Source organism: Pedobacter frigiditerrae (assembly GCF_032678705.1).
GTDB classification, from domain to species: domain Bacteria; phylum Bacteroidota; class Bacteroidia; order Sphingobacteriales; family Sphingobacteriaceae; genus Pedobacter; species Pedobacter frigiditerrae_A.
The window spans coordinates 1758778-1771025 of record NZ_JAVTSS010000001.1; the positions used below are offsets into that span (position 1 = coordinate 1758778).

A 12248-nucleotide genomic window follows, 5' to 3' on the forward strand; every position below is an offset into this window, starting at 1 on the left:
ATGATGAAGTATACATTGCAAATCCTCTTTTTTTTAACCTTACTAACAGACACACAAGCTCAACAAAAAAATCCGTTAGAAAATAAGATTGTAATTACAAATCATGATCAGCAAACCAAAGCTTATAGCGATGGAAATGGTGAATTACAGGTAAACGTATCTCCAAAGGATTTGCTAAAGTTTAAAGCAGCTGGAATGGTTCGCTACAGTGACTTTGGTGCTAAAGGCGATGGAAGGACTGATGATATAGATGCTATTGCTGCAACACATACATTCGCCAACCAGAATGGCCTTCTGGTTAAAGCTGATGCTGGTGCTACTTATTATATTGGAGGAAAGGAACGAACCGCTATCATTCAAACTAATACAGATTTTGGAACTGCAAATTTCATCATTGATGATACCGATGTAAAAAACCGTAATGCACCTGTTTTCACTATAAGTTCTTCCCTCAAATCGTTTAAACTGAAAACGATCACCTCGCTCAAGAAAAATCAAACCAAAATTGATGTGCCATTACCTGGTCCGTGTTTGATAACGGCAACTGATACAAATGTGAAACAATACATCCGTTTCGGATTAAACCAAAACAATGGCTCTTCAAAAACAGACATCTTTCTTGTGGACAAAAATGGCAAGGTAGATATGAAAGCGCCAATTATCTGGGATTTCGATCAAATTACCGATATCACAGCCTTACCTATCGATGAGAAAGAGCTAAAAATCACAGGTGGCAGTTTTACTACAATAGCCAATAAGGAAGAATCAAAATACAACTATTATAATCGAAATATTGCAATTAGAAGGTCTAATGTGCTTATTGTGGAACTCAAGCATTATATCAAGGAAGAAGGAGAACACGGTGCACCTTATGGAGGTTTCATCAACATCGGAGAATGCGCTTATGTAACTGTAAAAAACACCTTACTTACCGGACACCTTGCCTATAACACTATTGGTTCGGCAGGCAAACCTGTTACTATGGGTACTTATGACCTTTCTGTGAACCGTGCCGTTAATATATCCTTTATCAATTGTAGCCAAACCAACAATATAGACGATAGTAAGTACTGGGGGATTTTAGGTTCAAATTTTTGCAAAAACCTACTCTATGATGGTTGCATACTTTCTAGGTTTGATGCCCACCAAGGTGTTGCAAATGCCACCATTAGAAATTCTACACTTGGACATATGGGAATCAATGCAATTGGGTCTGGAACCTTAACCATTGAGAACTCTACAGTCCGTTCACGTAGTTTTGTTAATCTACGTTCGGATTACGGAAGTACTTGGCAGGGAGAATTGATTATTCGCAACTGCAAATTTATACCTGCGGCTGGCAAACCTGTTAGTGCTTCAATCATTAGTGGAGCCAACACTGGTCAGCATGACTTTGGTTATACATGCTATATGCCAGAACCAATTATCATTGAAAATTTCAAAATCGATGACTCTAAATATCCTGAGAATTACAAAGGAGCAGCCATCTTCGCTAATTTCAATCCTGAAATGAAAGACAGTATATATCAAGAAAAATTCCCTTATGTTAAAACCAAGGAAGTGATTCTAAAAAATATTATCACAACCAGTAAGAAACCGCTAAGGATAAGTGATAATCTTTTTATGTTTAGGGATGTAGCCATTAAGACTCACTAAATTGGCATTAGGCAGCCTTATCATAATTAAAATCTATAAATAAGTGATTTCTTTAATGCGGTAAATTTTTTAAGCGCTTTCTTAAATATTTTATTATCAGTTTAATTTATTAACTTTCTAAACACAAATTTCTTTTAAATGAAATTAAGGTTAGCATATCTATCTTTTATCTGTTCCATTTTATTTTTTTCCTGTCAAAACTTTAAGGAAGAAGAAAAGGCGCATCCTGAGTATTTTGATAAGGTAATTAATAAAGCCCAAGTTGAGCAAAATCATAATTTCAAACTAGCTTCTAAAACTTTAGATTCTGCTTACAATGCATTTCCAAACCCAAGTAAGGAAGACTTATTTAGAAGGTTTAAGTTTTATTGTGAATATTTGTTAATTCAAAAGCGAGATTATATAGGTGCAACCAAGTATGCGGATAGTGGAGTGAACTTATTCTATGATAATAAGAAAGATTTCAAAGACGCATTAGCGTCAGCTTATAACCTTAAGGCTGATGTTTGCCTATACCAATATAACTACGATGATGCCTTCAAGTATCTTTATATGGCAAATGACTTGATTAAATATGGTAAAAATTATGGGCAAATTGCTACTATCAATATTAATCTTGGCAATGTCTTATACAATCAAAACAAATTGCCTGAAGCTTTAATTTACTATAAAAAAGCTTATCAATTTAGTGTTAAGGTGGGCAATAAAAATTATGACAAATACTTTGTCCCCATCTATCAAGCATTAAATAATGTTTCTGTTGTTTATGAAAAATCAAATCTATTAGATAGTGCTGTTATAACTCACTTACACTTATTGAATTTCATTGAAAATACAAAAGATAAATACCCAACTGAAATTAAATCTATCAATATAACAAAAGCAATAATTTATGGGAACCTTGGTTCAGCCTTACTAAAACAAAAGAAATATAATGAGGCAGAAATTAATCTAAAAAAGAGTTTAGAACTTTCGAAAAACGATAATTCAGCCTATAATGAAGACCCCGTATATAACTTGATTAAATTGGGGCATCTTTATCTAGAAACAGGTAGAAGCTCATTAGTACCATTAATAATTCATAAAGTAGAAATACAGCAAAGTAAACTCAAGAAATATTTTAATGAAGTTGACACAAGGTTGAAAGAGTTAATTTGGAAATATAATGAGAAGATTGGAGATGTTAAGAATGCTTATTATAGTTATAAAGCGTTTGATGCAGTTAGAGACTCAACAAGTTTGGCAAGAAACAATCTGGCAAAAAAAGATTTCAACAAGGAATTTATAAAATTAGCTCAGGCTAATGAAATTGAAGTATTGAAGAAAAAAGATGAATTGAAATCAGTTTATCTGATTTTAGCGATTGGACTTACCTTGCTTTCTGCATTGAGTATTTTTTTACTTTATAGAAATGCCCTTATCACTAAACAAAATGTGAAAAGCCTAACCATTCTGAATGCAAAAATAAGCAGTCACAATGAGATGATGGAAAAAACACTGGAAGCCTTAGAACAAAGTCAGGAAGAAAACACACACATGATGCAGGTTGTGGCCCATGACATGCGAACCCCAATTGCAGGTGTTATTGGACTAACTTCTCTTATGCTTGAGGAAGATGACTTGAATGAAGAACAGCGTGAAATTTTAAGCATGATTAATACCTCTGGCGCAGACACCCTGAATTTCATCAATGACCTTTTGCAGGTTCAGCACAACAAAACAAAGTTGATAAAGGAACCAGTAGAGATGCACACTTTGTTGAAATATTGCATTACCTTGTTAGAGAGCAAGGCAAAGGAAAAAAGTCAGCACCTCACCATAAAAACAATTCCAATAGAGATAAACATTAGTCGCGAGAAAATATGGAGGGTAATGAGCAATCTTATTTCCAACGCCATAAAGTTTAGCTCACATGGTACAACCATTGCAGTTGGCATGGAAGAAAAGCCCTTAAGCATAATCATCTCTGTTAAAGACAATGGTATTGGAATCCCTCCAGAACTAGCCGATAAGTTGTTCAACATGGATGCTGAGGTTCAGAGAGAAGGAACAGATGGTGAGAAATCTTTTGGCTTGGGATTGGCCATTTCAAAACAAATCATAGAGGCACACAATGGCAACATCTGGTTTGAAAGCCTGCCGGGCTCTGGAACAACTTTCTTTGTAGAACTTCCCATTACAGAAAATTAGCTATTTCTTGATAAGCGTATTCTAAAATTCAATAAGAAATTCATACATAAATTTTTTATTCTGAATAAATAAACGTTAATTAGACATTTATTTATTTGTATGAACGAAACGAGCTATGTTATTGGCGTAGATTATGGAACCGATTCAGTAAGGTCCGTATTGGTAGACACCGCTAATGGAAAGGAAATCTCCTCTTCTGTATTCTTTTATCCGCGATGGAAAAAAGGTATGTATTGCAATCCTACACAAAATCAATTTAGGCAACACCCTTTAGATTATATTGAAGGCTTAGAGCATACCATAAAGGAATGTATTGTAAAAGCTGGAGGTAGCAACATTGCAAGCGCTATAAAAGGAATTACTATTGATACAACAGGCTCTACTCCTATTGCTGTTGATAAAACTGGAACTCCATTATCATTAACAAAGGAATTTGAAGAAAATCCAAATGCGATGTTTGTACTTTGGAAAGACCATACAGCAGTTAAAGAGGCTAATGAAATAAACGAACACGCTACTAAATTCCCTACAAATTATTTAAGTTATGTGGGTGGAATTTATTCATCAGAATGGTTTTGGTCAAAATTACTTCACATTCTTAGGGTAGATAAAGTTGTAAGAAAAAATACAGTTTCTTGGGTAGAGCAATGTGATTGGATTCCTTTTTTACTTTGTGGTGAAACCGACGTAAATAATTTAAAACGTAGTCGTTGTGCGGCTGGTCACAAAGCTTTATGGGCAGAAGAATTTGGTGGATTACCACCAGAAGAATTCTTCACCAAATTAGACCCACTTTTAAAAGGTTATAGAGAGGTAGCCTTCAAAGAAACTTATACTTCAGATATCCCAGCAGGTAAATTAAGTGCAGAATGGGCAAATAAATTAGGATTAAGTACTGATGTTGTCATTGGAGTAGGTGCTTTTGATGCGCACATGGGTGCCGTTGGTGGGCAAATTGAACCTTACTACCTAAGCAAGGTTATGGGTACAAGTACTTGCGATATTCTTGTTGCGCCTAATAAGGATATGAAGAATAAATTAGTTGGCGGTATTTGCGGTCAAGTTAATGGTTCTGTAATACCTGGTATGGCTGGTTTAGAAGCAGGACAATCTGCTTTTGGCGATGTGTATGCTTGGTTTAAAAATTTAATTAGTTGGCCGTTAAATAATTTATTAAATAATTCATTAATTATTGATGAAACAACAGCTAACGCGTTAAGAGAAGAAGTTGAAGGTAAAATCATATCAACCTTAAGCAAACAAGCTGAGGCATTAACAGATGATGATTATGCAGAACTTGCCGTAGACTGGTTAAATGGTAGAAGAACGCCAAATGCAAATCAAGAACTTAAAGGAGCAATTACAGGCTTAGGCTTAGGAACAGATGCACCAAGGGTTTTTAGAGCATTAGCTGAAGCAACGTGTTTTGGTGCAAAAAGCATAGTAGAAACTTTTAAAGAACAACATGTTCCTGTAAAAGGAATTATAGGCATTGGTGGTGTAGCTAAAAAATCGCCTTATATCATGCAAATGATGGCTGATATCTTAGAAATGCCTATCAGAATTCATCGTTTTGAGCATACTTGTGCTTTGGGTGCTGCTATGTTTGCGGCAGTTGTAGCGGGAATTTATCCAAATGTAGAAGCTGCAATGAAAGCAATGGGCACTGGTTTTGAAAAAGAATACCTGCCAAATCTTAAAAAGAGAAAAATGTATCGTCACCATTACCTTCAATATCAAACTTTAGGTAGGCATATAGAAAAATATAACAAAAAGGAAGCAAATCCTTATTTATCATGAGTTATACAGACATAAAAGAAGAAGCTTATATCGCTAACATGCGATTGCCAAAATTGAATTTAGTATTATTCACCTTTGGTAATGTTAGCGCAGCTGATAGAGCAAGGGGCGTATTTGCCATTAAACCAAGTGGTGTACCTTATGAAGATTTAACGCCAGAGAAAATGGTGATTGTAGATTTCGAAGGTAACACGGTTGAAGGAAATTTAAGGCCTTCATCGGATACGCAAACTCACGCTGTTTTATACAAAAACTGGAATGACATTAGTGGAATTGTTCACACACATTCTACTTACGCAACAGCTTGGGCACAAGCTCAACTGCCTATTCCAATTTTCGGCACAACACATGCAGACCACTTAACAGTTGATATTCCTTGTGCACCGCCAATGAATGATGAAATGATTAAAGGTAATTACGAATATGAAACTGGTTTCCAAATCATCAATCACTTTAAAAACCTAGAATTAAGTCATAAAGAGGTGGAAATGATTTTAGTGGGTAACCACGCTCCTTTTACTTGGGGTAAATCTGCAGAAAAAGCAGTTTACAACAGTGCAGTTTTAGAAGCGGTAGCGCAAATGGCATTATTAACACAACAGATTAATCCAAGTGCACCTAGATTAAAAGATTCGTTGATACAAAAGCATTTTGAGCGTAAACACGGTGCTGGCGCTTATTATGGACAGGAATAAGTTTGGAGATGAGAGATTGGAGTTAATAAATATTTGTAAAGCAAGGACAGTGGTTTTCACTTACAGCAGTCCCGCCAGTCGCTAAATCTTTTTGTCCTTCACTTCGGCTACGCTTGGAATGACAAAAAGTATATCGCTCCTGTCGGGTTTAGGTTTGAAAAGCTTGACTAAGTAAAATAAACCTGATTGGAGTGAGCACGAATCCCGATTTTTCATCGGGAGAAGTAAAACGGAAAGCAGGACTATAGGAACCTATGAAAAAAGGAACCTGCTTTTCAAAAAAAGATTAAAAAACTAATAACCAATATAAAATTAAAATGATTGATTTAAAGAAACTTCAAGTTTGGTTCATCACTGGAACACAAGATTTATACGGAGAAGAAACCTTAAAACAGGTTGCAATACACGCTCAACAAGTAGCTGAAGCATTAAATAAAGAAGGAAAAATATCAGTGTCTGTGGTTTACAAGCCTATCGTAAAAACACCAGACCAGATATTTGAAACCTTACAACAAGCTAACGTTGATAAAAATTGTATTGGCGTAATTACTTGGATGCATACCTTTTCTCCTGCTAAAATGTGGATTAGAGGTTTAAACATCCTTCAAAAACCTTTATTGCACTTACACACTCAATTCAATCGTGATATTCCTTGGAGTACCATCGATATGGATTTCATGAACTTAAACCAAAGTGCTCACGGCGATAGAGAATTCGGTTTCATGGTTTCGCGTATGCGCAAAGACCGTAAAGTGGTAGTTGGACATTGGCAAGATGCAGAAGTTATTGGTCAGATTGATACTTGGGCAAGAGCAGCAGCTGGATGGAACGATTGGCAAGGTGCTAAGTTTGCTCGTTTTGGCGACAATATGCGTTATGTTGCTGTTACCGATGGCGATAAAGTGGAAGCTGAAATGAAATTTGGCTTTTCGGTAAACACTTACGGTATTGGCGATTTAGTAGCACTAATTAACGCAGTAAGCGATGCTGATGTTAAAGCCTTAGTTGCAGAATATGAGGCAACTTATACAATGGCAGACGATTTAAAAACTGGTGGTACTAGACATTCCTCAGTTTATGATGCAGCTAAAATAGAAATCGGCCTAAGAAAATTCTTGGTAGACGGTAATTTTAAAGGTTTCTCTGATACTTTTGAAGATTTACACGGGATGATTCAGTTACCTGGAATTGCTGCACAACGTTTAATGGAAGATGGTTACGGTTTTGCAGGAGAGGGCGATTGGAAAACTGCTGCTTTGGTACGTGCTTGTAAAGTAATGGGTGCTGGTTTAGCAGGTGGTAATGCTTTTATGGAAGATTATACTTATCATTTCGATCCATCAAACTCAATGGTGTTAGGCTCGCACATGTTAGAGATTGATTCTTCTTTGGCAAAAGGAAAAGCAAGTCTAGAGGTGCATCCATTAGGCATTGGTGGTAAAGCAGACCCAGCTCGTTTGGTATTTAACGTGGCTGGAGGTAGTGCTTTAAATGCATCTTTAATTGATATGGGTAATCGTTTCCGTTTGTTGGTAAACGAAGTTGAAGCGGTTGAAGCTGAAAATGATTTACCAAATTTACCAGTAGCTAGAGTTTTATGGAAACCTTTACCAGATATGAAAACCGGTTGTGCAGCTTGGATTTATGCTGGTGGTGCTCACCATACAGTTTATAGTCAAAACTTAACAACCGAACATTTATTAGATTTTGCAAATATTGCTGGTTTAGAATACATCAATATTGGTGCAGACACAAAAATCAATCAATTTAGAAATGAGCTTCACTGGAATGAAGTATTTTATAAATAACTAAACTTAAACCAAATTTAAACCAATTATGAACAATTTAACAGGGATAGATTACGCAGTATTTATCTTTTACTTTATCCTAATATCTGGCTACGGATATTGGATTTACAGTCGCAAAAAAAACAAGGAAGTATCTGGCAGCCATGATTTCTTCTTAGCCGAAGGTTCTTTAACCTGGTGGGCAATTGGAGCATCATTAATTGCATCAAATATCTCGGCCGAACAATTTATCGGTATGAGTGGTCAGGGTTTTCAAGTTGGTATCGCAGTAGCAGCTTATGAGTGGGTAGCAGCAATCGCATTAATTATTGTGGCTGTTTGGTTTATACCTGTTTACTTAAAGAATAAAATCTATACCATGCCTCAGTTTCTACAAACGAGGTATAACGAGACCGTAAGTTTAATTATGGCCGTTTTTTGGTTGTTTTTATACATTTTTGTTAACCTAACCTCAATTTTATACTTAGGTTCTATAGCTATAAGTAGCATGGTAGACCCAATGTATTTCAAATACATTGTAATTGGTTTGGCTGCTTTCTCTTTGTTAATTACGCTTGGAGGTATGAAAGTAATTGGCTTTACCGATGTAATTCAAGTTGTGGTATTAATTGTAGGTGGTTTAGTTACAACTTACATCGCCTTAACTATGGTAAGTGACCACTTTGGATTGGGTAGAGATGCAATTGCGGGTTTCAAAATGTTAATGAAAGATTCGCCAGACCACTTTAAAATGGTTTTGGCAAAGCCTGATGCAAATTCTACTCAAGAGTATGTAAACAAATATTTAGCATTGCCTGGTATTGCCATGTATTTTGCTGGTCAGTGGATTGTGAACTTAAACTACTGGGGCTGTAATCAATACATTACGCAAAGAGCATTAGGTGCAGATTTAAAAACTGCTAGAACAGGTATTTTATTTGCTGGATTTTTGAAATTAGGTATGCCTATTATTGTAATGTTACCAGGTATTGCGGCTTACGTATTACACAGAAATGGGGCGCTACAACACGAAATGGCACCAGATGGTAAAGTAATTGCAGACAATGCTTATTCGGCTGTGCTAACTTTTTTACCAACTGGATTAAAAGGTCTATCATTGGCAGCCTTAACAGCAGCAATTGTAGCTTCATTGGCCGGTAAGGCAAATAGTATTTCTACCATTTGGACGTTGGATATTTACAAAAAATACATCAACAAAGCAGCGGATGATAAAAAACTTGTTGTTGTTGGTAGATGGAGTATCCTAGCAGCTATTATTATTTCTGTAATATTAACTTGGGACGATTTATTAGGAATTGGTGGCGAAGGAGGATTTACTTTCATCCAAAAATATACTGGTTTTATTAGTCCTGGTGTATTTGCGATGTTTATTTTAGGTATGTTCTGGAAACGTACCACAGGAACCGCAGCAATTGCTGGTTTAGTTACTGGATTTTTACTTTCGGTAGTGTTTAATAACTATGCACCAACTTGGTTTGGACCAGATAATTTCTTGTACACCGCTTACATTAATAAAGATGGCGTTTACGAAATTCCATTCTTAATTTGTATGGGTTTATCTTTTATGTTTACCATGATTGTAATGGTAGGATTGAGTTTATTAGGTCCTAAAGTTAATCCTAAAGCATTCGAATTAGACAAATCGATGTTTAAAGTTGCACCTTCTACTTTGGTATTAATCGTAATTACTTTATTGATGATTACGCTGATATACGTTAAGTTCTGGTAGCTTAATTGTTATAATATAGAAGGCGATAATCTTAATTGGTTATCGCCTTTTTTGTTCATTAATCTAACCTTAGTCTGGATTTGCAATCTCGACTAAACAAATTTTATTAAGAATTTGAAAAAAAAATGGCGAATCTTCGTGGCAAAAGATGTCCTTCTTTCCACTTCAACCCGAAAAGGTCGGGGTTTCCGTTTCTCCCGATAGCTATCGGGAAAGGTTTATAGGTTAGCGTTTGGTGGGTCTTTTGTTCGGTTGCTAAGCGCCAAGAACCACTTGCTTTAAAAAATAAACCTGATTGTAATGTAAACCAAATTCTTATTTGGTTGCAATGGAAAGCGGGGCAGGTTTAGCCAAAAGCAGTGGCAATCGTTTTCGAAATTTAAAGATTTATTTCTTACTGATCAAGCCACCAGCCAAGGAGCATATTTTAATCCAACTTCACCATCGCTTTAATTACTCCATTTTTTGGGTCGAGCCAATTGGCGAACTCAGCTTTAACATTATCAAAATCAACTTGATGCGTAATGTAAGTCGTAGGGTTAACCAAACCTTTTTTCATTGAGGCTATGACGTGTTCAAAATCTTCAATGGTTGCATTTCTGCTGCTCATTAAAGTAGATTCACGTTTATGAAACTCTGGGTGATTAAATATTAAATCGCCTTTTTGCAAACCAATCAACACAAATCTTGCTCCATGAGCCATGTAATTAATGGCATTGTTAATTGCCTTTTGGTTTCCTGTCGCATCAATTACAACGGTTGGCATATCGCCATTGGTAATCTTGCTTAATTGCTCAACCACATCTGTATCTAAGGCATTAATTGTGTGAGCAACTTTTAATTTATCCTTACAAAACGCCAATCTATCGTTGTTTATGTCTAAGGCGATTACCTTCGCCCCTGCTATTCTGGCAAATTCCATTGTACCTAAACCAATTGGTCCAGCACCAATTACCAAAACAAATTCATCTTGTTGAACTCCGGCTCTTCGAACCCCATGAGCACCAATTGCTAGAGGCTCAACTAAAGCCAATTCATCATAGCTTAAATCTTCTCCATGTAGTAATGTTTTAGAAGGAACAGAAAGGTATTCTCGCATTCCACCATCAACATGAACGCCACAAACTTGAATTTTTGCACAGCAATTTGGCTTGTTCATTCTGCAAGCAATACATTCGCCGCAATTAAAATATGGGATGAAAGTTACTTTTTCGCCAACTTTAAAATCGTCATTGCCATCAACTTCAACTAGTTCTCCAGCAAGTTCGTGACCTAAAACTCTTGGATAGTTGAAGAATGGCTGTGTACCTTCAAATGCGTGTAAATCAGTTCCGCAGATACCAATGCGCTTAATTTTAATAATGGCCTGACCTTTTTCTAACTGAGGCTTTTCAGTTGCTGAATATTCGAAAGTACCGGGAGTTGTGCAGGTTAGGGTTTTCATTGGTATGGATTGTTATATTGTATTATTGCTAGATTGTTGGTGTATTTTGTGTGATTCCAATTTTGGAGGAATCTGATAATTTAAATCTTCTGAATAGATTCTTCGCTGCGCTCTGAATGACAAAACAATAAGTTACGCGTTTGCCAATGCTCTGTCTAGATGCACATAACCGCCATCAACATGAATAATTTGTCCAGTGGTATGACTAGATTTATCAGACATTAAGAATGCAGCCATATTTGCAATTTCCTCAGCTGTTGTCATTCTATTTTCCAACGGAATTTTAGCAGTAATTTCTGCCAATTTCTCTTGGGCATTTGGTAAAGTTTCAATCCAGGTTTCATAAGCAGGTGTCCAACATTCGGCAACCATGATTGCATTTACACGAATACCGTATTTCAATAGTTCGACTGCCCATTCCCTTGTTAATGCATTTCTACCTCCATTTGCCGCAGCATATGCTGAAGTATTTCCTTGTCCGGTTTCTCCAGTTTTTGAAGTAATGTTTACAATTGCACCTTTAGATTTAATTAATTCTGGCAAAGCATAGTGAGCCATTAAATAGTAATGCACCACATTTTTATGCAACGACGACATAAAATCTTCGTAATTACCATTTTCAAGACCTACGCCGTCGTTAACTCCTGCGTTGTTTACCAAGCCGTCGATTTTACCAAACTGCGCTATAATCGCTTTAATCACGGCTTCACAATCTTCGGGTTTAGCCAATTCTGCTACAAACTGAAAAGCTTTACCTCCATTTGCATTAATGGCATCGGTAACTATTAAGTTATCAGCTGCTTTACGACCAACAACTACAGCAATTGCTTCTTCCATAGCAAATAGCTCTGCCATTGCTTTTCCAATTCCTTTTGCACCACCAGTAATGATGATTACTTTATCTTTTAAGTTTAAATTCATAATAT

Annotated in this window: 8 protein-coding genes; 6 read left to right on the forward strand and 2 right to left on the reverse strand. The window is 36.2% G+C overall.

Going from position 1 to position 12248, the window contains the following annotated elements:
- The 6 genes from R2Q59_RS07015 to R2Q59_RS07040 all read left to right on the forward strand — a co-directional run bounded on the left by R2Q59_RS07015 (position 1) and on the right by R2Q59_RS07040 (position 9878).
- A complete protein-coding gene (locus R2Q59_RS07015) occupies positions 1-1656 on the forward strand; it encodes a hypothetical protein (protein WP_316784702.1) in 1656 nt (551 codons plus the stop codon).
- 138 nt (positions 1657-1794) lie between these two features.
- Entirely contained in the window at positions 1795-3846 is a 2052-nt protein-coding gene (locus R2Q59_RS07020) for a tetratricopeptide repeat-containing sensor histidine kinase (RefSeq protein ID WP_316784704.1), read from the forward strand.
- Positions 3847-3945: 99 nt separating this feature from the next.
- On the forward strand, positions 3946-5646 hold the full coding sequence (locus R2Q59_RS07025; protein WP_316784706.1) for a ribulokinase: 1701 nt from the start codon (positions 3946-3948) through the stop codon (positions 5644-5646).
- On the forward strand, positions 5643-6341 hold the full coding sequence (locus R2Q59_RS07030; RefSeq protein WP_316784708.1) for an L-ribulose-5-phosphate 4-epimerase: 699 nt from the start codon (positions 5643-5645) through the stop codon (positions 6339-6341). Before R2Q59_RS07025 ends, R2Q59_RS07030 begins: the two co-directional genes overlap by 4 nt.
- Before the next feature lie 317 nt (positions 6342-6658).
- Entirely contained in the window at positions 6659-8149 is a 1491-nt protein-coding gene (gene araA / locus R2Q59_RS07035) for an L-arabinose isomerase (protein WP_316784710.1), read from the forward strand.
- A 28-nt stretch (positions 8150-8177) separates the two neighbouring features.
- Positions 8178-9878: a sodium:solute symporter family transporter gene (locus tag R2Q59_RS07040; RefSeq protein WP_316767313.1), complete on the forward strand. Its 1701-nt coding sequence runs from the start codon at positions 8178-8180 to the stop codon at positions 9876-9878.
- 427 nt (positions 9879-10305) lie between these two features.
- Here the strand turns inward: R2Q59_RS07040 and R2Q59_RS07045 are convergent, their stop codons facing one another.
- Together R2Q59_RS07045 and R2Q59_RS07050 are read right to left on the reverse strand one after the other, a co-directional pair.
- Positions 10306-11322 carry a zinc-binding alcohol dehydrogenase family protein gene (locus tag R2Q59_RS07045; RefSeq protein ID WP_316784712.1) on the reverse strand — a complete coding sequence of 339 codons (1017 nt, stop codon included), beginning with the start codon at positions 11320-11322 and terminating at the stop codon, positions 10306-10308.
- Positions 11323-11454: 132 nt separating this feature from the next.
- Entirely contained in the window at positions 11455-12243 is a 789-nt protein-coding gene (locus R2Q59_RS07050) for an SDR family oxidoreductase (protein ID WP_316784714.1), read from the reverse strand.
- Positions 12244-12248: the final 5 nt, after the last annotated feature.

Coding starts and splice junctions, on each gene's coding strand:
- R2Q59_RS07015 (WP_316784702.1), top strand. CDS start 1: ATGATGAAGTATACATTGCAAATCCTCTTTTTTTTAACCTTACTAACA.
- R2Q59_RS07020 (WP_316784704.1), top strand. CDS start 1,795: ATGAAATTAAGGTTAGCATATCTATCTTTTATCTGTTCCATTTTATTT.
- R2Q59_RS07025 (WP_316784706.1), top strand. CDS start 3,946: ATGAACGAAACGAGCTATGTTATTGGCGTAGATTATGGAACCGATTCA.
- R2Q59_RS07030 (WP_316784708.1), top strand. CDS start 5,643: ATGAGTTATACAGACATAAAAGAAGAAGCTTATATCGCTAACATGCGA.
- araA (WP_316784710.1), top strand. CDS start 6,659: ATGATTGATTTAAAGAAACTTCAAGTTTGGTTCATCACTGGAACACAA.
- R2Q59_RS07040 (WP_316767313.1), top strand. CDS start 8,178: ATGAACAATTTAACAGGGATAGATTACGCAGTATTTATCTTTTACTTT.
- R2Q59_RS07045 (WP_316784712.1), bottom strand. CDS start 11,322: ATGAAAACCCTAACCTGCACAACTCCCGGTACTTTCGAATATTCAGCA.
- R2Q59_RS07050 (WP_316784714.1), bottom strand. CDS start 12,243: ATGAATTTAAACTTAAAAGATAAAGTAATCATCATTACTGGTGGTGCA.